The sequence below is a fragment of the Salmonella sp. NW177 genome (assembly GCF_051811585.1).
In the GTDB taxonomy this organism is placed as follows: Bacteria; Pseudomonadota; Gammaproteobacteria; order Enterobacterales; family Enterobacteriaceae; genus Salmonella; species Salmonella enterica.
Genome location: NZ_JAMMZV010000002.1, coordinates 446,733 through 469,495 on the forward strand (window position 1 = coordinate 446,733; position 22,763 = coordinate 469,495).

Genomic DNA, 22,763 nt, shown 5'->3' on the forward strand with positions numbered 1-22,763 from the left:
CTTATGAGCCAATATCTGGTTTTTCAGCTTCATGGGCCGATGGCCTCTTGGGGCGTGGATGCGCCAGGCGAAGTGCGCCACAGCCATGAACTTCCTTCGCGTTCTGCGCTGTTGGGGTTATTAGCTGCGGCGCTGGGTATTCGCCGCGATGAGGAGGAACGGCTAAACGCCTTCAATCGTCATTACCAATTTTTGCTGTGCGCCAGCGGCAACCCGCGCTGGGCGCGGGATTATCACACGGTGCAGATGCCGAAAGAGGTACGTAAGGCACGTTACTTCAGCCGCCGTGAAGAGTTGCAGGCTCCTGAGTTACTGAGCGCGCTGATTTCCCGACGCGACTACTACACCGACGCCTGGTGGATGATCGCTGTCAGCGCGACGCCGGACGCGCCTTACACGTTGGCGCAGCTTCAGGCGGCGTTACAACATCCTGTGTTCCCGCTGTATCTGGGGCGCAAAAGTCACCCTCTGGCGTTGCCGCTTGCGCCGCAACTGCTGGAAGGGAGTGCGGCGGATGTCCTGCGTGAAGCATATCGTTGGTATCAGGATAAATTCAATACGCTGAAACTGACTCTCCCCGGATTACAGAATGAATGCTGGTGGGAAGGTGAACACGATGGCTTAACGGCGAACAAAATTTTACGTCGTCGCGACATGCCGTTGAGCCGCCAGCAATGGCTGTTCGGTGAACGTAGCGTGAATCAGGGGCCGTGGCTCCGCAAGGAGGACGCGTGTATCTCTCAAGAATAACGCTGCACACCAGCGAGCTTTCGCCGGCACAGCTCTTGCATCTGGTGGAGCGCGGCGAGTACGTGATGCACCAGTGGTTATGGGATCTCTTTCCCGGCGGCAAGGAACGGCAGTTTCTTTATCGCCGCGAAGAGTTACAGGGCGCGTTTCGCTTTTTTGTTCTCTCACAGGAACAGCCTGCCGCCAGCGCGATTTTTGACGTGCAGACTCGCCCATTTGCGCCAATGCTGAGCGCGGGACAGACGCTGCGGTTTAACTTGCGCGCCAATCCGACGGTTTGCAAAAACGGCAAGCGTCACGATTTGCTGATGGAGGCGAAACGCCAGCGTAAAACGCAGGGTGATAGCCAGGATATTTGGTCTTATCAGCAGCAGGCGGCGCTGACGTGGTTGGCGCGCCAGGGGGAGCAAAATGGCTTCACCCTGCGCGAAACGAGCGTTGATGCTTATCGGCAGCAGCAGATACGTCGAGAGAAATCCCGGCAGATGATTCAGTTTAGCAGCGTGGACTATACCGGCGTGCTGGTGCTTAACGATCCCGTGCTTTTCCTGCAACGTCTGGCGCAGGGGTACGGTAAAAGCCGGGCGTTTGGCTGCGGAATGATGATGATCAAACCCGGAGACGACGCGTGACGTTCGTACCGCTCAACCCGATCCCGTTAAAAGATCGAACCTCGATGATCTTCCTCCAGTACGGTCAAATTGACGTGCTGGATGGGGCATTCGTGCTGATCGATAAAACGGGAGTCCGCACGCATATTCCCGTCGGTTCGGTCGCTTGTATCATGCTGGAACTGGGAACGCGGGTTTCCCATGCGGCAGTGCATTTGGCATCAACGGTCGGCACCCTGTTGGTATGGGTGGGCGAGGCGGGAGTGCGGGTCTATTCCTCCGGACAACCCGGAGGCGCACGAGCCGATAAGTTGCTTTATCAGGCAAAGCTGGCGTTAGATGATGACCTGCGGCTTAAAGTAGTCCGCAAAATGTATGAGCTGCGTTTTCGTGAGCCGCCTCCCGCCCGTCGTTCCGTTGAGCAACTGCGCGGTATTGAAGGATCCCGTGTGCGGGCGACCTATGCATTACTGGCGAAGCAGTATGGCGTGAAATGGCATGGTCGTAACTATGATCCGAAAGACTGGGAGAAGGGGGATGTCGTCAACCGATGTATTAGCGCGGCGACATCGTGCCTGTACGGGATTTCAGAAGCGGCTATCCTGGCGGCGGGATATGCGCCGGCTATCGGTTTTATCCATAGCGGTAAGCCGCTTTCTTTTGTTTATGACATTGCCGATATCATCAAATTTGAATCGGTGGTGCCCAAAGCATTTGAGATCGCCGCTCGTCACCCGGCGGAACCTGATAAAGAAGTGCGCCTGGCCTGCCGGGATATTTTTCGCAGTTCGAAGCTGACCGGAAAATTGATCCCGCTGATCGAAGAGGTGCTCGCTGCCGGTGAAATTAAACCACCTCAGCCTGCGCCGGATATGCTGCCGCCAGCAATACCGGAACCTGAATCATTGGGTGATAGCGGCCATCGGGGGCATGGTTGATGAGTATGGTGGTTGTAGTCACGGAAAACGTACCGCCGCGCCTGCGGGGTCGCCTTGCCGTCTGGTTACTGGAGGTTCGTGCAGGTGTTTATGTTGGCGATACCTCGAAGCGTATTCGGGAAATGATTTGGCAACAGATCACACAGCTTGGCGGAGTCGGAAACGTAGTAATGGCCTGGGCAACAAATACTGAGTCTGGTTTTGAGTTCCAGACCTGGGGTGAAAACAGACGTATTCCGGTAGATTTGGATGGACTTAGATTAGTTTCTTTTCTTCCTGTTGAAAATCAATAAGTTGAATGTTCTTTAATAATAAGGAATTGTTATCTTACCGTTGGTAGTTTGTTAGGTAGTAAAAAAGGGCTTTTAGAACAAATATATAGTTTTAGTGTGTTCCCCGCGCCAGCGGGGATAAACCGTTACTTGATGTTGCCATAGAAGAATCTGACCCGTGTTCCCCGCGCCAGCGGGGATAAACCGACGGGTATTCCAGATTAATTCCGGTCGGTGTTGTGTTCCCCGCGCCAGCGGGGATAAACCGTCATCCGTGTTGACAATAATACTGGTTATACCGTGTTCCCCGCGCCAGCGGGGATAAACCGTACCCGCCTTTTATTTCGCTATATCAAAGGGGGTGTTCCCCGCGCCAGCGGGGATAAACCGGCCGCGATTTGCTGCGCCTCCGGTACGGCAACGTGTTCCCCGCGCCAGCGGGGATAAACCGAAAATCACCAGATCCGGGCGCAAGGGCGCCGCGTGTTCCCCGCGCCAGCGGGGATAAACCGCCCCACAAATCACTGGTCGATTTCGTCGCACGGTGTTCCCCGCGCCAGCGGGGATAAACCGTTCTTTACAAAGAAGAGGGCTACCCGGTTGCGGTGTTCCCCGCGCCAGCGGGGATAAACCGTTGTGACTTTGATAGTGATTGAAAGCACCTGTGTGTTCCCCGCGCCAGCGGGGATAAACCGTGAGTTGCGCTTCATACGCTCTTTTTGCTCTGGTGTTCCCCGCGCCAGCGGGGATAAACCGATGCGTAGTCCAGCAGCTGCGCGGCGGCGTTTGTGTTCCCCGCGCCAGCGGGGATAAACCGCCCATCCCCAGAATTTACCGATATGCTCCACAGTGTTCCCCGCGCCAGCGGGGATAAACCGGGCCTAGGTGATCCGTTGGCGTGGAACGTTAGCGTGTTCCCCGCGCCAGCGGGGATAAACCGCAACTGCGACACATACCTCTCACACCATCACTGTGTTCCCCGCGCCAGCGGGGATAAACCGAAAAAAGGGAAAAAGGGGGGGCTGTTTCTCCTGTGTTCCCCGCGCCAGCGGGGATAAACCGCCATCCGAAAAAGCCGCGTTTACGCCGATGTTGTGTTCCCCGCGCCAGCGGGGATAAACCGGTTTATAAAAAACACTCGCAAACAAGATGATTGTGTTCCCCGCGCCAGCGGGGATAAACCGCTCTCAAATGCCTGCCACATCACGCGCGACGCGTGTTCCCCGCGCCAGCGGGGATAAACCGCTGGGAACCCACTTCATCGGAGCGGCTTCACCGTGTTCCCCGCGCCAGCGGGGATAAACCGCCGTATTGAGGCGCTATTCCGTGCTGTGCCGCCGTGTTCCCCGCGCCAGCGGGGATAAACCGGCTACTTACAGAGAACTACTGGCAAAAGAAACGTGTTCCCCGCGCCAGCGGGGATAAACCGAGTAATCAACTCAATGCGCTCACAACGCAATGGTGTTCCCCGCGCCAGCGGGGATAAACCGTCCACGTCGCCCGCCATCAGGTTCGCCAGCTCGTGTTCCCCGCGTCAGCCGGGAGAAACCGAACTGGTACACCCGCCTGACGTTTGTTCAGCTGTGTTCCCCGCGCCAGCGGGGATAAACACGTTTCACCAGCATATCAGGACGTTTTTTCCGCCTTCGCCAGCTCTTTTACCAACGGCAGCATTATCCGCACTACATCGCGGCTACGGCGCTCAATCCGCCCAGGCAGCGCCTTGTCTATATGCTGTTGATTATCAAGCCGTACGTCGTGCCAGCTATTGCCGTTCGGGAAGGATGCATTTTTCACGCGTTGCTGGTATCCGTCTTTTTTACCCAGATTCCAGTTCGTCGCCTCAACAGAAAGCACCGATATTCCCGCTTTATCGAAAACCTCCGCGTCATTACAGCAACCCGTTCCTTTGGGGTAGGATGGATTGCGTCCCGGATTGGTGTTGGCGGCGATACCATAACGGCGCGCAATCGCTAATGCCCGATCGCGGGTCAGTGTACGCACCGCTTCAGGCGTATTTTTCCCGCTATTAAAATAGAGCTTGTCGCCAACAATCAGGTTATCGAGATTAATGACCAGCAGCGTATTTTTCTTCTCAGCGTCACTCATTCGTTTGAGTAAATTTTCCGCGCCTAGCTTTCCCTCTTCTTCCCCGCTGGTGGCGATAAAACGAATCCCATAATGGGTCGGTATATCTTTCAGACGCGCCGCCAGTTCCAGCATAACGCCTAATCCCGCGGCATTATCATCCATTCCCTGTAACGTTAAACCGCCCAGATTGGCATCGACATCAGCGTCGCTCTGCGGAGCGTAGGTATCCAGATGCGCCATAATGATGATCTGCTGCGGCACGCGCCCTTCATGGGCGGCGATGACCGTACTGCCCGTCACGTTATGCCAGTTTTTGCGATTATCCTTCGTGGTATAAATAAATCGGCTATTAAACGTTCGAATATCGCTTTGGTATCCCATCTGGGTAAATTGTTGGCGTAAATAATCGGCAGATAACATCTCGGCGGGGGAGCCCGTCATTCTCCCGGGAAAAAAGGTGGCGATATGTCGTGCCTGAGTATTCGCTATTTCACCAGGCCCTGGTGATGCTGCTTGTGCAGGAAGGATAAAGCCTACGCCGAGCGCCAGAATGACGGCAAAGCGGCGCGTTGCGGAAAACATAATGAGTCCTTAAATACAGAACAAAATTTTACGTGGCTAGTATGAAACCGCGATCGTGTTAATACAATTTCATTTGCTCCTAAATGCTGGCAATCCGGTACGTTAAGCATTTTTTGATATTGGTTTTTGGGCCGCGTTATTCCTTTGAGGAACTACTCATTCCAATTCGTCATTTCATTCACTCTCCTGCGCTCCCTATAGTCGTGTAATCGAAATGTTTAGCAAAAAACGGTATTGCAAAGGAACGGTTATGGATCAAAAACGACTCACCCACCTGCGGCAACTGGAGGCGGAAAGTATCCACATTATCCGTGAAGTGGCAGCGGAATTCGCTAATCCGGTCATGCTGTACTCTATTGGTAAAGACTCCAGCGTCATGCTGCATCTGGCGCGTAAGGCGTTTTATCCGGGTACGTTACCGTTCCCGCTATTGCACGTTGATACCGGTTGGAAATTCCGTGAGATGTACGCCTTTCGCGATCGTACCGCCAACGCATACGGCTGCGAATTGCTGGTACATAAAAATCCGGAAGGCGTGGCGATGGGTATCAATCCGTTCGTTCACGGTAGCGCTAAACACACCGACATTATGAAAACCGAAGGGTTAAAGCAGGCGCTGAATAAGTACGGTTTTGATGCCGCGTTCGGCGGCGCACGGCGCGATGAGGAAAAATCCCGCGCGAAAGAACGTATTTACTCCTTTCGTGACCGTTTCCATCGCTGGGACCCGAAAAATCAGCGGCCAGAGTTGTGGCGTAACTATAACGGTCAGATTAATAAAGGCGAAAGTATACGCGTCTTCCCGCTCTCCAACTGGACAGAGCAGGATATCTGGCAATACATCTGGCTGGAAAACATCGACATCGTGCCGCTGTATTTGGCTGCTGAACGCCCGGTTCTGGAACGTGACGGCATGTTGATGATGGTGGATGACGATCGTATCGATCTCCAGCCTGGCGAAGTCATCAAAAAAAGGATGGTGCGCTTCCGTACACTTGGCTGTTGGCCGCTCACCGGGGCGGTGGAATCCCACGCGCAAACGCTGCCGGAAATTATCGAAGAGATGCTGGTTTCTACCACCAGCGAGCGCCAGGGGAGGATGATTGACCGCGATCAGGCGGGGTCGATGGAGCTTAAAAAACGTCAGGGGTATTTCTAAGGAGTCGCCATGAACACCATACTTGCACAACAAATCGCCAATGAAGGCGGCGTCGAAGCCTGGATGATTGCCCAACAACACAAAAGCCTGCTGCGTTTTTTAACCTGTGGCAGCGTTGATGACGGTAAAAGTACGCTGATAGGTCGTTTGCTGCACGATACCCTGCAAATTTACGAAGATCAGCTCTCTTCTCTGCATAATGACAGTAAACGTCATGGCACGCAGGGAGAAAAACTCGATCTGGCGCTGCTGGTAGATGGGCTGCAGGCCGAGCGTGAGCAGGGCATTACTATTGACGTCGCGTACCGCTATTTCTCCACGGAAAAACGAAAATTTATTATCGCCGACACGCCGGGCCATGAACAATATACTCGTAATATGGCGACCGGAGCGTCCACCTGCGATCTGGCGATCCTACTGATCGACGCGCGTAAAGGCGTGCTGGATCAGACGCGTCGTCATAGCTTTATCTCCACTCTGTTGGGGATCAAACACCTGGTGGTGGCAATCAACAAAATGGATCTCGTTGACTACCGCGAAGAGACCTTCGCCCGTATTCGTGAAGATTACCTGACCTTTGCTGAACAGTTGCCGGGCGATCTGGATATTCGCTTTGTCCCGCTTTCGGCGCTGGAAGGGGATAATGTCGCCGCGCAGAGCGCGAATATGCGCTGGTACAGCGGTCCGACGCTGCTGGAAGTCCTGGAAACGGTAGACATACAGCGTGCGATAGACCGTCAGCCGATGCGCTTTCCGGTACAATACGTCAATCGCCCGAATCTTGATTTTCGGGGGTATGCCGGCACTCTGGCGTCTGGTAGCGTCAAAGTCGGAGAGCGCATTAAAGTGCTGCCGTCTGGCGTGGAATCCAGCGTGGCGCGTATCGTCACTTTTGATGGCGATAAAGAAGAAGCCTGTGCGGGCGAAGCCATTACCCTGGTACTCAACGACGACATTGATATTAGCCGCGGCGATCTGCTGCTGACGGCAAACGAGACGCTGGCACCTGCGCGGCACGCCGCGATCGACGTGGTATGGATGGCGGAACAGCCGCTGGCGCCGGGCCAAAGCTACGACGTTAAACTCGCGGGTAAGAAAACCCGCGCGCGTATCGAGGCTATTCGCTATCAGATTGATATCAACAATCTGACCCAACGAGACGTCGAGAGCCTGCCGTTAAACGGTATTGGTCTGGTAGAGATGACATTCGATGAGCCGCTCGCGCTGGATATTTATCAGCAAAATCCGGTGACGGGCGGACTGATTTTTATCGACCGGCTTTCTAACGTTACCGTGGGCGCTGGCATGGTGCGGGAACTGGACGAACGCGGAGCGACGCCGCCCGTGGAATACAGTGCGTTTGAGCTGGAGCTGAATGCGCTGGTACGCCGTCATTTTCCGCACTGGGACGCCCGAGATTTGCTGGGAGATAAACATGGCGCTGCATGATGAGAACGTGGTCTGGCACTCTCATCCCGTTACTGTCGCCGCCCGTGAACAGCTCCACGGCCACCGTGGCGTGGTGCTGTGGTTTACCGGACTCTCCGGTTCGGGAAAATCAACGGTGGCCGGCGCGCTGGAAGAGGCGTTACATCAGCGTGGCGTCAGTACCTACCTGTTGGATGGCGATAATGTGCGCCACGGTTTGTGCCGTGATTTAGGCTTTAGCGATGCCGATCGCCAGGAGAATATCCGGCGGGTAGGCGAAGTGGCCAGCCTGATGGCGGACGCCGGCCTGATTGTTTTGACGGCATTTATTTCTCCGCACCGCGCCGAGCGGCAACTGGTAAAAGAGCGCGTCGGCCACGATCGTTTTATCGAGATTTATGTCAATACGCCGCTGGCTATCTGTGAACAGCGCGATCCTAAAGGGTTGTATAAAAAAGCGCGTGCGGGCGAGTTGCGTAACTTTACCGGCATCGACGCCATTTACGAAGCGCCTGACTCGCCACAGGTTCATCTTAATGGTGAACAATTAGTAACAAATTTGGTTTCCCAATTATTAGACCTGCTGAGACGGCGCGATATTATCAGATCCTGAGACACCACCGGGCTTGTATGCCCGGTATGGTCAAGGTTACAGGATTTAATATGCGTAATAGCCATAACATTACTTTCACAAGGTCAGACGCCTTCATGGTCGACGATGACGCCACCAGTGCATTTCCGGGGGCGGTGGTCGGCTTTGTGTCATGGCTGCTGGCGTTGGGGATCCCTTTTCTGCTTTATGGCCCTAACACGCTGTTTTTTTTCCTCTATACCTGGCCCTTTTTCCTCGCGTTAATGCCGGTATCGGTGATTATCGGCATTGCGTTGCATCTGTTGGTAAAGGGCAAAATACTTTTTAGCATCATGTTTACTCTACTGGCCGTAGGCGCGCTGTTCGGCGCGTTATTCATATGGCTATTAGGGTAGACGGGTTATCACTGCGCCTCCGGTCATAATTCAAACCGTAACCAACAATGAGATTATGTTCTCCTTACTCGGGTATACGTAACATCCGGCAAATGTGGTACATTTGCCGGCGTTGTCGCGGCAATCCCGTCCTGAATGTGGAGTCACAGAGGACGTTATGGGATGATGATGCCGTTTTTCAGGGGGCAGGATGGGTAAACTAACGCTGCTGTTGCTGGCTTTACTGGTCTGGCTACAGTACTCGCTGTGGTTCGGTAAGAACGGCATACATGACTATAGCCGCGTCAACGATGATGTGGTCGCGCAGCAGGCGACAAACGCCAAACTTAAAGCGCGTAACGATCAGCTTTTTGCCGAAATTGACGATCTCAATGGCGGCCAGGAAGCGATTGAGGAGCGCGCGCGCAACGAACTTAGCATGACCAAACCGGGCGAAACCTTCTATCGTCTGGTGCCTGACGCCTCAAAACGCGCGGCAACGGCGGGGCAAACTCATCGATAAACCATCCAGGGATTTAACATGGCAGCCACTTTATTGGACGTTTGCGCCGTGGTGCCGGCTGCCGGATTTGGCCGCCGAATGCAAACAGAATGTCCTAAGCAGTATCTCTCAATCGGTAATAAAACCATTCTGGAGCACTCAGTTCATGCGCTGCTGGCGCATCCTCGGGTGACACGCGTTGTTATTGCTATCAGCCCTGGCGATCATCGCTTTGCCCAACTTCCGCTGGCGAATCATCCGCAAATCACCGTTGTGGATGGCGGCAACGAACGCGCTGATTCCGTTTTGGCCGGGTTACAGGCCGTTGCAAAGGCGCAGTGGGTGCTGGTGCACGACGCGGCAAGACCCTGTTTGCATCAGGATGACCTTGCGCGGTTGCTGACCATCAGCGAAAACAGCCGGGTCGGCGGTATCCTCGCCAGTCCGGTGCGCGACACCATGAAACGCGGCGAACCGGGGAAGAACGCTATTGCCCATACCGTAGAGCGCGCCGATTTATGGCACGCGCTCACCCCGCAGTTTTTCCCCCGCGAACTCTTGCACGATTGTCTGACGCGTGCGCTGAATGAAGGCGCGACCATCACCGACGAAGCGTCAGCGCTGGAATATTGTGGTTTTCATCCGGCGCTGGTAGAAGGTCGCGCGGATAACATCAAGGTCACCCGTCCGGAAGATCTGGCGCTGGCGGAATTTTATCTGACCCGAACCATCCACCAGGAGAAAGCATAATGCGAATTGGACACGGTTTTGACGTACACGCGTTTGGCGGAGAAGGGCCGATTATTATTGGCGGCGTGCGTATCCCTTATGAAAAAGGGCTATTGGCGCATTCCGATGGCGATGTGGCGTTACATGCGCTGACCGATGCGCTGCTGGGTGCGGCGGCGCTTGGCGATATCGGCAAGCTCTTCCCGGATACCGATCCGGCATTTAAGGGAGCGGATAGCCGCGAACTACTGCGTGAAGCCTGGCGTCGTATTCAGGCGAAGGGGTACACCCTCGGCAACGTAGATGTCACCATTATTGCGCAGGCGCCGAAAATGCTGCCGCATATTCCGCAAATGCGCGTCTTTATCGCCGAAGATCTCGGCTGCCATATGGATGAGGTTAACGTGAAGGCGACGACGACGGAAAAGCTCGGATTTACCGGACGCGGAGAAGGCATTGCCTGCGAAGCGGTCGCGCTGCTGATGAAGGCGGCGAAATGACAGAGTTTGACAATCTCACCTGGCTGCACGGAAAACCACAAGGTAGCGGATTGCTGAAAGCGAATCCGGAAGATTTTGTGGTGGTTGAAGATTTAGGCTTTACGCCGGATGGTGAAGGCGAGCACATTCTGCTGCGTATTTTGAAAAACGGTTGCAATACCCGTTTTGTCGCTGACGCGCTGGCGAAATTCCTGAAAATTCACACTCGCGAAGTGAGCTTTGCCGGGCAAAAAGATAAACACGCCGTTACCGAGCAGTGGCTGTGCGCGCGCGTGCCGGGGAAAGAGATGCCCGATTTCAGCGCCTTTCAGCTGGAAGGTTGTAAAGTGCTGGAATACGCGCGTCACAAGCGTAAGCTGCGTTTAGGCGCGCTGAAAGGCAATGCCTTTACGCTGGTGTTGCGTGAAATAAGCGATCGCCGCGATGTCGAAACACGATTGCAGGCGATTCGCGATGGCGGCGTGCCGAACTATTTCGGCGCACAGCGATTCGGCATTGGCGGCAGCAACTTGCAGGGCGCGCTGCGCTGGGCGCAAAGTAACGCGCCGGTGCGCGATCGCAATAAACGCAGTTTTTGGTTGTCGGCGGCACGTAGCGCGTTGTTTAATCAAATTGTTCACCAGCGGCTGAAGAAACCAGACTTTAATCAAGTTGTTGACGGCGATGCGCTACAATTAGCGGGGCGTGGAAGCTGGTTCGTCGCGACATCTGAAGAACTGCCTGAATTGCAGCGCCGGGTAGACGAAAAAGAGCTGATGATTACAGCGTCGTTACCGGGCAGCGGAGAGTGGGGAACACAGCGTGCGGCGCTGGCGTTTGAGCAAGATGCCATTGCCCAGGAAACGGTGTTGCAATCGCTGTTGCTGCGCGAAAAAGTAGAAGCGTCGCGCAGAGCGATGCTGCTTTATCCGCAACAATTAAGCTGGAACTGGTGGGATGACGTTACCGTCGAGTTACGTTTCTGGCTGCCCGCAGGCAGTTTTGCCACCAGCGTAGTAAGGGAACTGATCAACACAATGGGTGATTATGCGCATATTGCTGAGTAACGATGACGGGGTTCACGCGCCCGGTATACAAACGCTGGCGAAAGCGCTGCGTGAGTTTGCTGATGTACAGGTCGTAGCCCCGGATCGTAACCGCAGCGGCGCGTCTAATTCCCTCACGCTGGAATCTTCGCTTCGTACTTTTACCTTTGATAATGGCGATATCGCCGTACAGATGGGGACGCCGACCGATTGCGTCTATCTGGGCGTTAATGCCTTAATGCGTCCGCGTCCGGATATTGTCGTTTCCGGTATTAACGCGGGTCCGAATCTGGGCGATGATGTGATCTATTCCGGTACTGTCGCCGCGGCGATGGAAGGTCGTCATCTCGGCTTTCCGGCATTAGCGGTCTCCCTTAACGGCTATCAGCATTATGATACGGCTGCAGCCGTGACTTGCGCGCTTTTGCGAGGGTTAAGCCGGGAGCCGTTGCGTACCGGGCGTATTCTCAACGTGAATGTCCCGGATCTACCGTTAGCGCAGGTTAAAGGCATCCGCGTGACTCGCTGTGGTAGCCGCCATCCAGCGGATAAAGTAATCCCGCAGGAAGATCCGCGCGGTAATACATTGTACTGGATTGGCCCGCCGGGCGATAAATACGATGCCGGGCCGGATACCGATTTCGCGGCGGTGGATGAAGGCTACGTCTCCGTCACGCCGTTGCATGTGGATTTAACCGCGCACAGCGCGCATGATGTGGTTTCAGACTGGTTAGACAGCGTGGGAGTTGGCACGCAATGGTAAGTGGACGTGTACAGGCTCTTCTTGAACAATTGCGCGCGCAGGGCATCAGAGATGAGCAGGTGCTTAATGCGCTTGCCGCAGTGCCGCGCGAGAAATTTATTGATGAAGCGTTTGAACATAAGGCCTGGGAAAATATCGCTTTGCCGATAGGCCAGGGTCAGACGATTTCGCAGCCCTATATGGTGGCGCGAATGACGGAACTGCTCGAACTGACGCCGCAATCCAGGGTGTTGGAAATTGGCACTGGTTCCGGCTATCAGACGGCGATTCTGGCGCATCTGGTACATCACGTTTGCTCCGTTGAGCGGATTAAGGGGCTGCAATGGCAGGCGCGCCGCCGCCTGAAGCAGCTCGATTTACATAATGTTTCTACCCGTCATGGCGATGGCTGGCAAGGCTGGCAGGCGCGTGCGCCGTTTGACGCTATCATTGTGACGGCCGCGCCGCCGGAAATTCCTACCGCGCTCATGGCACAGTTGGATGAAGGCGGCATTCTTGTTCTGCCTGTGGGCGATGAGCAGCAGTTTTTGAAACGCGTGCGTCGCCGGGGCGGCGAATTTATTATCGATACCGTGGAGGCCGTTCGCTTCGTCCCGTTAGTCAAGGGAGAGCTGGCCTAGTTTGCTCTGCAAACACCCACTCTTACGCCTGATGAAGCCGAAACGAATACCTGGAGTTTTCCTGGTTATTCCCGGTGGGTTAAGCGTATCGTGAACACATTTTCCCGTGTTCACTTAATGCGTTGCACGGTTCTTACGTCACTGGTTGTTAACCAAATTTTTTCCTGGGGGATAAATGAGCGCGGGAAGCCCAAAATTCACCGTTAGTCGCATTGCGGCACTATCACTGGTTTCACTATGGCTGGCAGGTTGTACCAGTTCGTCAAACCCTCCGGCGCCGGTCACGTCTGTGGACAGTGGTTCGTCATCAAATACCAATTCCGGGATGTTGATCACACCGCCGCCAAAAATGGGCGCGACGCCGCAACAAACGCCGCAACAAGCGCCGCAAATTCAACCCGTTCAGCGTCCTGTAACGCAGCCCATGCAAACTCAACCGGTCACGGAACAACCCGTGCAGATGGAAAATGGGCGAATCGTATACAATCGCCAGTATGGGAATATTCCGAAAGGTAGCTATACGGGTGGCAGTACTTACACCGTGAAAAAGGGTGATACGCTTTTTTACATCGCCTGGATTACCGGGAACGATTTCCGCGATCTGGCCCAGAGAAACAGTATTTCTGCCCCGTATAGCCTGAATGTAGGGCAAACTTTGCAAGTTGGTAACGCATCCGGCACGCCAATTACTGGCGGAAATGCGATCACCCAGGCGGATGCAGCACAGCAAGGAGTTGTGACCAGGTCTGCACAAAATTCCACCGTTGCAGTTGCGTCTCAACCAACAATTACGTATTCTGAGGGCTCAGGTGAACAAAGTGCTAACAAAATGTTGCCAAACAACAAGCCTGCTGGGACGGTTGTCACAGGGCCTGTAACGGCACCAACGGTAAGCACGACCGAACCAAATGCAAGCAGTACGTCAACCAGCGCGCCGATTTCCGCATGGCGCTGGCCGACGGATGGCAAAGTGATCGAAAACTTTGGCGCTTCCGAAGGGGGCAATAAAGGGATCGACATTGCAGGCAGTAAGGGACAGGCTATCGTCGCAACCGCTGATGGGCGCGTCGTATATGCCGGTAACGCACTGCGTGGTTACGGTAATCTTATTATCATCAAACATAACGATGATTACCTGAGTGCCTACGCCCATAATGATACGATGCTGGTCCGGGAACAACAGGAAGTTAAGGCGGGGCAAAAAATCGCTACTATGGGTAGCACCGGCACCAGCTCTACACGCTTGCATTTTGAAATTCGTTACAAGGGGAAATCCGTAAACCCGCTGCGTTATTTACCGCAGCGATAAAGCGGCGGAACCAGGCTTTGACTTGCTAGTTCCGTCAAGGGATCACGGGTAGGAGCCACCTTATGAGTCAGAATACGCTGAAAGTTCATGATTTAAATGAAGACGCGGAATTTGATGAGAACGGAGTAGAGGCTTTTGACGAAAAAGCCTTGAGTGAAGAGGAACCCAGTGATAACGACCTGGCTGAAGAAGAGCTGTTATCGCAAGGGGCCACACAGCGTGTGTTGGACGCGACTCAGCTTTACCTTGGTGAGATTGGGTATTCACCACTGTTAACAGCCGAAGAAGAAGTCTATTTTGCGCGTCGCGCACTGCGTGGAGATGTCGCTTCTCGCCGTCGCATGATTGAGAGTAACCTGCGTCTGGTGGTAAAAATTGCCCGCCGTTATGGCAATCGTGGACTGGCGTTGCTGGACCTGATTGAAGAGGGCAACCTGGGGCTTATCCGTGCAGTCGAGAAGTTTGACCCGGAACGCGGGTTCCGCTTCTCAACATACGCAACCTGGTGGATTCGCCAGACAATCGAACGGGCGATTATGAACCAAACCCGTACGATTCGCTTGCCGATTCACATTGTTAAAGAGCTGAACGTATACCTGCGCACCGCACGTGAGTTGTCGCATAAACTGGACCACGAACCGAGTGCGGAAGAAATTGCAGAGCAACTGGATAAACCGGTTGATGACGTCAGCCGTATGCTTCGTCTCAACGAGCGCATTACCTCGGTAGACACCCCGCTGGGCGGTGATTCCGAAAAAGCGTTGCTGGACATCCTGGCCGATGAAAAAGAGAACGGTCCGGAAGACACCACGCAAGATGACGATATGAAACAGAGCATCGTCAAATGGTTGTTCGAACTGAACGCCAAACAGCGTGAAGTGCTGGCGCGCCGTTTCGGTCTGCTGGGATATGAAGCTGCGACACTGGAAGATGTAGGCCGTGAAATCGGTCTTACGCGTGAACGTGTTCGTCAGATTCAGGTTGAAGGCCTGCGCCGTCTGCGCGAAATTCTGCAGACGCAGGGGCTGAATATCGAAGCGCTGTTCCGCGAGTAAGTACCCTTGTCAAAAAAAGGCCAGTCGACAGACTGGCCTTTTTTTTTACCGTTTGTCTTCTGCCAGCAGCGGCGGGATACTCGGCACCATTGGCGCGTCATCAATATCTTTTTGCGTCATGCGAAACGCTTGTGGATAGTGTTCGCGGCTGGTACGGCGTAACGGTTCGGTATCGCGCCAGGTATACAGACAATGCTGACACTGATATACCGTCCAGACTCCTTTTACCGGCGAAGTCGCCATGAGTTCAATATGTGCATCGGCACAGCGTGGACAAATCATCGGTTGCTCCTTATTTACGGTTGGCCAGCATGGCGGTCAGCTTTTCAGCCCAGGCTTTAGTTTCCGGTAAATCAACAACCGGCTGGCTATAGTGACCACGGTTATCTGGCGCAACCGGCGTGGTGGCGTCAATGATCAGCTTGTCGGTAATCCCCGCCGGGCTTGAGCCCGGATCCAGTTCCAGGACGGACATATTCGGTAGCTGTACCAGATCGCCTGCCGGATTCACTTTCGACGACAACGCCCACATCACCTGTGGCAGATTGAATGGATCGACATCTTCATCGACCATGATCACCATCTTCACATATCCCAGACCATGCGGCGTCGTCATCGCTCGCAGGCCCACCGCGCGGGCAAAGCCGCCGTAGCGTTTTTTGGTCGAGATGATGGCCAGCAGGCCGTGGGTGTACATGGCGTTTACCGCCTGCACTTCCGGAAATTCGGCTTTCAGCTGTTGATACAGTGGCACGCAGGTCGCCGGCCCCATCAGGTAGTCGATTTCCGTCCACGGCATCCCCAAATAGAGCGATTCAAAAATGGGTTTGCTGCGGTAAGAGACCTTATCGATACGCACCACGGTCATGTTGCGACCGCCGGAATAGTGGCCGGTAAATTCGCCGAACGGTCCTTCAATTTCACGTTTACGGCTTTCGATGACCCCTTCAAGAATGACTTCAGATCCCCACGGCACATCAAAACCGGTCAACGGCGCGGTGGCGATAGGATAGGGGCTTTCACGCAGCGCGCCTGCCATTTCATACTCTGACTGATCGTATTTCAGCGGCGTTGCGCCCATCAGGGTAATGATCGGATCGTTACCCAGCGTGATCGCAATCGGCAGATCTTCCCCACGCTCTTCGGCTTTGTGCAGGTGCAATGCGATATCATGCATCGGCACTGGTTGCAGACCCAGCTTACGCTTGCCTTTAACTTCCATACGGTAGATGCCGACATTCTGCTTGCCGAAGTTATCGGGATCGAGCGGATCGCGTGATACCACACAGGCTTTATCCAGATAGAATCCACCGTCGCCGTCGTTCAGACGAAACAGCGGCAGGATATCAAACAGGTTGATCGCGTCGCCGTCGACGGTATTTTCCGCCCAGCCCGGATTCGCCCGTCGTTCCGGCGCTACCGGAAAATTGTCCCAGCGGCGAATAAATTCATCGATCTGTTTTTTAACCGGCGTGTTAGGCGGCAAACCCAGTGAGATGGCATGGTTCTGCCAGGAACCGATGGTATTCATCGCCACGCGGGCGTCGGTAAAACCACGAATATTGTCAAACCACAGCGCGGGCGCGCCATCGCCGATGCGTCCCGTTGCGTTGGCAGCGGCGGCGAGATCCGGCTCCGCATTCACTTCCTCGCTGATTTTCAGCAGTTGTCCCTGCTGATCCAGCGCATGTAAAAAACTGCGCAAATCATCAAATGCCATTATCCATTCTCCTGTGAAAAATTTGCTGCCTGTCGCAGTCCTTGCCAGCGACGCGCGCGCGTATGCTCCAGACCAAACTGGTCGAGAACGCGCGCTACGATGTGCTGGATAATATCGTCAACGGTTTGCGGCAGGTTGTAGAACGCGGGCATGGGCGGCACTATCGCCACCCCCATACGAGAAAGCGCAAGCATGTTTTCCAGATGAATCGTGCTGAGCGGCATTTCCCGCGGTACAAGCACCAGCTTGCGACCCTCTTTCAACACGACATCGGCAGCGCGTCCCACCAGCCCCTCGGCATAGCCGGCGCGAACCCCCGCCAGTGTTTTCATACTGCAGGGGATAATAATCATGCCGTCGGTACGAAATGAGCCGGAGGAAATGGTCGCCGCCTGATCGGCCGGGCTATGACAATAATCTGCCAGGGCGGCTACCTCAGCGGGCGTGTAGGGCGTCTCCAGTTCAATAGTGGTTTTCGCCCACTTTGACATTACCAGATGCGTTTCAACATCAGGTATCGCCCGCAATGCCTGGAGTAGCTCGACGCCAAGCGGCGCGCCGGTCGCACCGGTCATCCCCACAATCAATCTCATTTCTTACCTCAAATATCGTTCGTATACGAACATTTTGATCAAAATACGCCCACACGGCCTTTGCGACAAGATCGCTCCCGACGCCTGCGCACGTTTAGCTAAAGCATTCGTCATTAAAAAACCGTGCATAAGTCGTTATGATAGAAAAAGTTAATTTATCCGGAGCGCTCATGGAGTTACGAAACACCGCGTTTCATCTGTTACGCCAACTTTTTCAGCAACATACCGCACGCTGGCAGCATGAACTACCGGAGCTCACCAAACCTCAATATGCGGTGATGCGCGTTATTGCTGAACATCCGGGTATTGAACAGGTCGATCTGACCGAAGCGGCGGTCAGCACTAAAGCGACGCTGGCGGAGATGTTAAGCCGGATGGAAAATCGTGGGCTGGTAAAGCGAGAAAACGATCCGCTGGATAAACGTCGGCGTTTTGTCTATCTCACCGTTCAGGGCCAAACGTTGCTCGCCGCCTCGATACCACTGGGGGATCGCGTTGACGATGAATTTTTGGGGCGACTGAGCGCTGAAGAACGCGAACAGTTTACGCAACTGGTACGCAAGATGATGACGTAAGCGGCTTGCGCCGCTCCGCTATTTTTTGGCCATCAGCAGTGAGATATCCACTTTGGCCAGCGCCCGAATTGCGCTTTCCGGCAGGCCGTCATCGGTGACGATTTGGTTGAATTCCGCCAGCGGTAACGCCAGCCACGTCGCGACCTGGCCGTATTTGGTCGCGTCGCACACCAGAATTTTTTGGCGGCTGGCGCTGGCGACGGCCCGTTTCACCGTGACTTTATCTTCTGCCGGCGTTGAAATACCGCGCACGCTCCAGGACGAGGCGGAAATAAAGGCCTGGTCAATCATCAGCCCGCGCAAAAGCGTCGCCGCGGCTTCACCGACGCACGACCGGTTTTCCCGGCATACCGCCCCGCCAGTGTGAATAATTGTGCAATCGCTGTTGTCCATCAGGTAATCGGCGATAACGAAATCATTCGTCACCACCGTAAGTTTATTCATCGTAACCAGCTGCCTGGCGATCGCCAGCGTGGTCGTACCTGCATCAAGGTAGATACAGCTTTCTGGCTGTACCAGGCTGGCGGCCAGTTTGCCAATCGCCGCTTTCTGCGGCGTCGCCAGTTCGGTTTTGATCTGATGCGAGGGTTCGTGCGCCACGCGAGTCGATGATTGCACGCCGCCAGAGACCTGGATTACCGCGCCTTGCTGCTCCAGTTTTTGTAAATCACGGCGGATAGTCATGTGGGATACATGCATGCGCTCGGTCAGTTCAGCGATACTGACGATGCCTTTCTCCGCCACCATATCAAGAATGATTTGTCGACGCTCAGTAGGTATCAACGTCTGCTCCTTTCTTTAGTCCTGTCGCGATTTTACGCGATTTCTCGTCACAGCGTGTGAAGTTCTATGAGGATTGCCTTCACAAAAAATAACACATTTTGTTATTTTTTGTGAAACAACTCACCGCAATTGTTTACAAAAACGCCTATATTCACATAACAAAACATAATATCACGTAAATTAACATGGAGTGATAATGACAACAGGAACCGATTTTCATGTCGGCATTGTGGGGCTTGGCTCAATGGGAATGGGCGCTGCGCGTTCATGCCTGCGCGCCGGGCTTTCCACATGGGGGGCCGATCTTAACCCGCAAGCGTGCGCGAATCTTCTTGCTGAAGGGGCTTGTGGGGCTGCCGCCAGCGCCAGGGAGTTCGCCGGCGTCGTGGATGCGTTAGTCATTCTGGTCGTCAATGCCGCCCAGGTCAGACAGGTGTTATTCGGTGAGGATGGCGTCGCCCATCTGATGAAACCCGGAAGCGCGGTGATGGTTTCGTCCACGATCTCAAGCGCCGACGCCCAAGAGATCGCCGCGGCGTTGACGGCATTGAATCTTAACATGCTGGATGCGCCGGTTTCCGGCGGCGCGGTAAAAGCGGCGCAGGGCGAAATGACGGTGATGGCCTCCGGGAGCGAGGCGGCGTTTACCCGCCTGAAGCCTGTGCTGGACGCCGTTGCCAGCAACGTTTATCGCATCAGCGATACGCCGGGCGCAGGCTCAACCGTCAAAATCATTCATCAACTGCTGGCTGGCGTGCATATTGCAGCGGCGGCCGAAGCGATGGCGCTGGCCGCGCGGGCCGGTATTCCTCTGGACGTGATGTATGACGTCGTGACCCATGCCGCCGGAAACTCCTGGATGTTCGAAAACCGTATGCAGCATGTCGTTGACGGCGACTATACCCCGCGTTCGGCCGTCGACATTTTTGTCAAAGATTTGGGGCTCGTTGCCGACACGGCGAAAGCGCTGCGCTTCCCCTTACCGCTGGCCTCTACGGCGTTAAATATGTTCACCAGCGCCAGTAACGCCGGTTATGGCAAAGAGGATGACAGCGCTGTGATCAAAATTTTCTCGGGGATTACTCTGCCTGGCGTCACGCCTGAGGAGCCGTCATGTTAAAAATTGGCGTCATTGCCGACGATTTTACCGGCGCGACTGACATCGCCAGTTTTCTGGTCGAAAACGGGATGCCGACAGTGCAGATCAATGATGTCCCAACCGGGACGCAACCGGAAGGGTGCGACGCGGTGGTTATCAGCCTGAAAACCCGCTCATGCCCGGCGCAAGAGGCGATAAAACAATCGCTGGCGGCGCTGGTATGGCTGAAAAAACAGGGCTGCCAGCAAGTCTATTTCAAATATTGCTCGACTTTCGATAGTACCGCCGAAGGCAATATCGGCCCGGTCACCGATGCGCTGATGGTGGCGCTGGATACCTCATTTACCGTGATTTCTCCCGCGCTGCCGGTTAACGGACGCACGGTTTATCAGGGCTATCTGTTTGTCATGAACCATTTGCTGGCGGAGTCCGGTATGCGCCACCACCCTATCAATCCGATGACCGACAGCTACCTGCCGCGTCTGATGGAAGCGCAGGCGCAAGGACGCTGCGGCGTTATTCCGGCTCAGACGCTTGATGAAGGCGTTGCCGCGACCCGTGCGGCGCTGTCGCGTTTACAGCAGGAAGGATATCGCTACGCGGTACTTGACGCGCTCAATGAGCGGCACCTGGAAATCCAGGGCGAGGTTTTGCGTGATGCCCCGCTGGTGACTGGCGGTTCCGGGTTGGCAATGGGGCTGGCGCGTCAGTGGGCGAAGCACGGCGTTTCTCAGGCCCGTTCCGCAGGCTATCCACTGAGCGGTCGCGCGGTGGTGCTTTCCGGTTCCTGTTCGCAAATGACGAATCAGCAGGTGGCTTTCTATCGACAACATGCTCCCACACGCGACGTTGACGTGGCGCGCTGCCTGTCATCCGAGACGCGCGAGGCCTACGCTGAAGCGCTGGCGCAGTGGGTGCTCAGTCAGGACAGCGAACTGGCGCCAATGATTAGCGCCACCGCCTCCACGCAGGCGCTGGCCGCCATCCAGCAGCAATATGGCGCTACCGAAGCCAGCCATGCGGTAGAGGCGCTCTTTTCCCTGCTGGCTGCTCGCTTAGCGGAAGGCGGTATCACCCGGTTTATTGTGGCGGGCGGCGAAACCTCGGGCGTGGTGACGCAAAGCCTCGGTATTACCGGTTTTCACATCGGACCGTGCATTTCACCCGGCGTGCCGTGGGTCAACGCGCTCCATGCGCCAGTCTCGCTGGCGCTAAAGTCAGGTAATTTTGGCGATGAATCCTTTTTCATCCGCGCTCAAAGGGAGTTTCAGGTATGACGATACTGGCAAAAGAAGAGCACGCTTTGCGAGAAGAGATGGTCAGGATAGCCGCCTCGTTTTTCCAGCGCGGCTATGCCACCGGCTCGGCAGGCAACCTCTCGCTGTTACTGCCGGACGGCAATATTCTGGCGACGCCCACCGGTTCGTGTCTGGGTAATCTCGACCCGCAGCGGCTATCCAAAGTGGACCCGCAGGGCGAATGGCTCAGCGGCGATAAACCGTCTAAAGAGGTGCGTTTTCATCTGGCGTTGTATCGCAATAACCCTTGCTGCAAGGCCGTGGTACATCTGCACAGCACCTGGTCAACGGCGCTTTCCTGTCTCGAAGGGCTGGACCCGCAAAATGTGATTCGCCCGTTTACCCCCTATGTGGTGATGCGGATGGGGGACATTCCGCTGGTTCCCTACTATCGCCCGGGGGATGACCGAATTGCCCGCGATTTGGCAGCGCTGGCGGCCCGGCATCAGGCCTTTTTACTGGCTAATCATGGGCCGGTCGTGTGCGGGGAGAATTTGCAGGAAGCCGCTAATAATACCGAGGAGCTGGAAGAGACGGCAAAGCTGATTTTTATCCTTGGCGAACGCCCGATTCGTTATTTAACCACCGAAGAAATTGCGCAGTTAAGGAGATAACCCGATGCCGCGTTTTGCCGCCAATTTGTCGATGATGTTTACCGAAGTGCCGTTTACCGAGCGTTTTGCCGCCGCTGCCGAAGCCGGTTTTCAGGCCGTTGAGTTTCTGTTCCCCTACGGCTTTGCCGCCAGCGAGATTAAAGCCAAGCTATCGCGTCATGATCTGACGCTGGCGCTGTTTAATACTTCGGCGGGCGATACCGCGGCGGGCGAGTGGGGACGTGCCGCGCTACCGGGGCGCGAACACGACGCGCGCGCCGATATCGATCTGGCTCTGGAATACGCTCTGGCGCTGGAATGCGAGCAGGTTCACATCATGGCGGGCGTCGTGCCGGATGGCGCTGATGGCGCACGTTATCGCGCCACGTTTATCGATAATTTGCGTTATGCCGCCGACCGGTTTGCCGCCCACGATAAACGTATTTTGATCGAAGCGCTGAGTCCCGGCGTTAAACCCGGCTACCTCTTTTCCAGCCAATATCAGGCGCTGGGCATCGCAGAAGAGGTTGACCGCCCGAATGTGTTCATCCAGCTCGACACTTTCCACGCACAAAAAGTGGATGGCAATTTGAGTCACCTGATTCGTGAGTACGCGGGCCGCTATGCCCATGTACAAATCGCCTCGCTACCGGACAGACATGAACCGGATGATGGCGAGATCAACTACCCATGGCTGTTCCGGCTGTTCGATGACGTAGGTTATCGCGGCTGGATAGGCTGCGAATACCAACCACGGAATACCACGCAGGACGGGCTTGGCTGGTTTAACGCCTGGCGCTAA

Annotated in this window: 27 protein-coding genes and 1 CRISPR repeat array; of the genes, 21 read left to right on the forward strand and 6 right to left on the reverse strand. The window is 55.0% G+C overall.

Annotated elements, in window-relative coordinates:
• The first annotated feature begins 3 nt into the window (after positions 1-3).
• Genes cas5e through cas2e form a run of 4 tightly spaced genes read left to right on the forward strand, consistent with a single transcriptional unit; the run spans position 4 to position 2,592 of the window.
• Positions 4-750 carry a type I-E CRISPR-associated protein Cas5/CasD gene (gene cas5e, locus NA986_RS08790; RefSeq protein ID WP_023137837.1) on the forward strand — a complete coding sequence of 249 codons (747 nt, stop codon included), beginning with the start codon at positions 4-6 and terminating at the stop codon, positions 748-750.
• Positions 732-1,382, forward strand: coding sequence for a type I-E CRISPR-associated protein Cas6/Cse3/CasE (cas6e, locus tag NA986_RS08795; RefSeq protein WP_000281478.1), 651 nt, complete (start codon positions 732-734; stop codon positions 1,380-1,382). The genes cas5e and cas6e overlap by 19 nt, the downstream gene beginning before the upstream one ends.
• Positions 1,379-2,299 (forward strand): type I-E CRISPR-associated endonuclease Cas1e, encoded by a 921-nt coding sequence (gene cas1e, locus NA986_RS08800; RefSeq protein ID WP_023216097.1) that lies wholly within the window; start codon positions 1,379-1,381, stop codon positions 2,297-2,299. Before cas6e ends, cas1e begins: the two co-directional genes overlap by 4 nt.
• Positions 2,299-2,592, forward strand: a complete 294-nt coding sequence (cas2e, locus tag NA986_RS08805; protein WP_001518648.1) for a type I-E CRISPR-associated endoribonuclease Cas2e — start codon at positions 2,299-2,301, stop codon at positions 2,590-2,592. Before cas1e ends, cas2e begins: the two co-directional genes overlap by 1 nt.
• Positions 2,593-2,688: 96 nt before the next feature.
• Positions 2,689-4,183: direct repeats of the CRISPR family, unit length 29 nt; unit sequence GTGTTCCCCGCGCCAGCGGGGATAAACCG.
• Between the two features lie 14 nt (positions 4,184-4,197).
• On the opposite strand, the gene NA986_RS08810 is transcribed toward cas2e, so the two are convergent.
• On the reverse strand, positions 4,198-5,244 hold the full coding sequence (locus NA986_RS08810; RefSeq protein ID WP_000490481.1) for an aminopeptidase: 1,047 nt from the start codon (positions 5,242-5,244) through the stop codon (positions 4,198-4,200).
• A gap of 250 nt (positions 5,245-5,494) precedes the next feature.
• On the opposite strand from NA986_RS08810, the gene cysD reads away from it, so the two are divergent.
• From cysD to NA986_RS08860, 10 genes are all read left to right on the forward strand, one after another.
• On the forward strand, positions 5,495-6,403 hold the full coding sequence (gene cysD / locus NA986_RS08815; protein WP_000372384.1) for a sulfate adenylyltransferase subunit CysD: 909 nt from the start codon (positions 5,495-5,497) through the stop codon (positions 6,401-6,403).
• Between the two features lie 9 nt (positions 6,404-6,412).
• The gene (gene cysN, locus NA986_RS08820; RefSeq protein ID WP_023216099.1) at positions 6,413-7,852 is read left to right on the forward strand and encodes a sulfate adenylyltransferase subunit CysN; all 1,440 of its coding nucleotides are present in this window, start codon (positions 6,413-6,415) and stop codon (positions 7,850-7,852) included.
• On the forward strand, positions 7,839-8,444 hold the full coding sequence (gene cysC, locus NA986_RS08825) for an adenylyl-sulfate kinase (protein WP_001173663.1): 606 nt from the start codon (positions 7,839-7,841) through the stop codon (positions 8,442-8,444). Before cysN ends, cysC begins: the two co-directional genes overlap by 14 nt.
• A gap of 50 nt (positions 8,445-8,494) precedes the next feature.
• Complete coding sequence (locus NA986_RS08830; protein WP_001537530.1) at positions 8,495-8,818, forward strand: DUF3561 family protein; 324 nt, start codon at positions 8,495-8,497, stop codon at positions 8,816-8,818.
• Between the two features lie 190 nt (positions 8,819-9,008).
• A complete protein-coding gene (gene ftsB, locus NA986_RS08835) occupies positions 9,009-9,320 on the forward strand; it encodes a cell division protein FtsB (protein ID WP_000517480.1) in 312 nt (103 codons plus the stop codon).
• Positions 9,321-9,338: 18 nt separating this feature from the next.
• Positions 9,339-10,049, forward strand: coding sequence for a 2-C-methyl-D-erythritol 4-phosphate cytidylyltransferase (ispD, locus tag NA986_RS08840; protein WP_000741653.1), 711 nt, complete (start codon positions 9,339-9,341; stop codon positions 10,047-10,049).
• The gene (gene ispF, locus NA986_RS08845; RefSeq protein WP_001219245.1) at positions 10,049-10,528 is read left to right on the forward strand and encodes a 2-C-methyl-D-erythritol 2,4-cyclodiphosphate synthase; all 480 of its coding nucleotides are present in this window, start codon (positions 10,049-10,051) and stop codon (positions 10,526-10,528) included. The genes ispD and ispF overlap by 1 nt, the downstream gene beginning before the upstream one ends.
• The gene (gene truD, locus NA986_RS08850; RefSeq protein WP_020899156.1) at positions 10,525-11,574 is read left to right on the forward strand and encodes a tRNA pseudouridine(13) synthase TruD; all 1,050 of its coding nucleotides are present in this window, start codon (positions 10,525-10,527) and stop codon (positions 11,572-11,574) included. Before ispF ends, truD begins: the two co-directional genes overlap by 4 nt.
• On the forward strand, positions 11,555-12,316 hold the full coding sequence (gene surE / locus NA986_RS08855; protein WP_001221538.1) for a 5'/3'-nucleotidase SurE: 762 nt from the start codon (positions 11,555-11,557) through the stop codon (positions 12,314-12,316). The genes truD and surE overlap by 20 nt, the downstream gene beginning before the upstream one ends.
• On the forward strand, positions 12,310-12,936 hold the full coding sequence (locus NA986_RS08860) for a protein-L-isoaspartate(D-aspartate) O-methyltransferase (protein ID WP_000253545.1): 627 nt from the start codon (positions 12,310-12,312) through the stop codon (positions 12,934-12,936). Before surE ends, NA986_RS08860 begins: the two co-directional genes overlap by 7 nt.
• 138 nt (positions 12,937-13,074) lie before the next feature.
• Here the strand turns inward: NA986_RS08860 and NA986_RS08865 are convergent, their stop codons facing one another.
• Positions 13,075-13,233, reverse strand: coding sequence for a peptidase (locus NA986_RS08865; RefSeq protein ID WP_223148970.1), 159 nt, complete (start codon positions 13,231-13,233; stop codon positions 13,075-13,077).
• On the opposite strand from NA986_RS08865, the gene nlpD reads away from it, so the two are divergent.
• Both nlpD and rpoS read left to right on the forward strand, forming a co-directional pair.
• The gene (gene nlpD, locus NA986_RS08870) at positions 13,163-14,245 is read left to right on the forward strand and encodes a murein hydrolase activator NlpD (RefSeq protein ID WP_226985738.1); all 1,083 of its coding nucleotides are present in this window, start codon (positions 13,163-13,165) and stop codon (positions 14,243-14,245) included. The genes NA986_RS08865 and nlpD overlap by 71 nt on opposite strands.
• A 62-nt stretch (positions 14,246-14,307) precedes the next feature.
• Positions 14,308-15,300 carry an RNA polymerase sigma factor RpoS gene (gene rpoS / locus NA986_RS08875; protein ID WP_000081498.1) on the forward strand — a complete coding sequence of 331 codons (993 nt, stop codon included), beginning with the start codon at positions 14,308-14,310 and terminating at the stop codon, positions 15,298-15,300.
• Positions 15,301-15,345: 45 nt separating this feature from the next.
• Here rpoS and NA986_RS08880 read toward each other — a convergent pair whose 3' ends face one another.
• Genes NA986_RS08880 through NA986_RS08890 form a run of 3 tightly spaced genes read right to left on the reverse strand, consistent with a single transcriptional unit; the run spans position 15,346 to position 17,613 of the window.
• On the reverse strand, positions 15,346-15,582 hold the full coding sequence (locus NA986_RS08880) for a non-oxidative hydroxyarylic acid decarboxylases subunit D (RefSeq protein WP_000562964.1): 237 nt from the start codon (positions 15,580-15,582) through the stop codon (positions 15,346-15,348).
• A 10-nt stretch (positions 15,583-15,592) separates the two neighbouring features.
• On the reverse strand, positions 15,593-17,020 hold the full coding sequence (locus NA986_RS08885) for a non-oxidative hydroxyarylic acid decarboxylases subunit C (RefSeq protein ID WP_000863168.1): 1,428 nt from the start codon (positions 17,018-17,020) through the stop codon (positions 15,593-15,595).
• Positions 17,020-17,613: a non-oxidative hydroxyarylic acid decarboxylases subunit B gene (locus NA986_RS08890; RefSeq protein ID WP_001237180.1), complete on the reverse strand. Its 594-nt coding sequence runs from the start codon at positions 17,611-17,613 to the stop codon at positions 17,020-17,022. The genes NA986_RS08885 and NA986_RS08890 overlap by 1 nt, the downstream gene beginning before the upstream one ends.
• Before the next feature lie 170 nt (positions 17,614-17,783).
• On the opposite strand from NA986_RS08890, the gene NA986_RS08895 reads away from it, so the two are divergent.
• Positions 17,784-18,188 (forward strand): MarR family winged helix-turn-helix transcriptional regulator, encoded by a 405-nt coding sequence (locus tag NA986_RS08895; RefSeq protein WP_000423343.1) that lies wholly within the window; start codon positions 17,784-17,786, stop codon positions 18,186-18,188.
• A gap of 18 nt (positions 18,189-18,206) precedes the next feature.
• Here NA986_RS08895 and ygbI read toward each other — a convergent pair whose 3' ends face one another.
• Entirely contained in the window at positions 18,207-18,971 is a 765-nt protein-coding gene (ygbI, locus tag NA986_RS08900; RefSeq protein WP_000613178.1) for a DNA-binding transcriptional repressor YgbI, read from the reverse strand.
• A 196-nt stretch (positions 18,972-19,167) separates the two neighbouring features.
• On the opposite strand from ygbI, the gene ltnD reads away from it, so the two are divergent.
• From ltnD to NA986_RS08920, 4 genes are read left to right on the forward strand one after another with little or no spacing between them, the layout of a single operon-like run.
• Positions 19,168-20,091 (forward strand): L-threonate dehydrogenase, encoded by a 924-nt coding sequence (gene ltnD / locus NA986_RS08905; protein ID WP_000206958.1) that lies wholly within the window; start codon positions 19,168-19,170, stop codon positions 20,089-20,091.
• Entirely contained in the window at positions 20,085-21,347 is a 1,263-nt protein-coding gene (gene otnK, locus NA986_RS08910) for a 3-oxo-tetronate kinase (protein ID WP_000912488.1), read from the forward strand. The genes ltnD and otnK overlap by 7 nt, the downstream gene beginning before the upstream one ends.
• On the forward strand, positions 21,344-21,982 hold the full coding sequence (otnC, locus tag NA986_RS08915) for a 3-oxo-tetronate 4-phosphate decarboxylase (RefSeq protein ID WP_000153636.1): 639 nt from the start codon (positions 21,344-21,346) through the stop codon (positions 21,980-21,982). Before otnK ends, otnC begins: the two co-directional genes overlap by 4 nt.
• Before the next feature lie 4 nt (positions 21,983-21,986).
• Entirely contained in the window at positions 21,987-22,763 is a 777-nt protein-coding gene (locus NA986_RS08920; protein WP_001136942.1) for an HPr family phosphocarrier protein, read from the forward strand.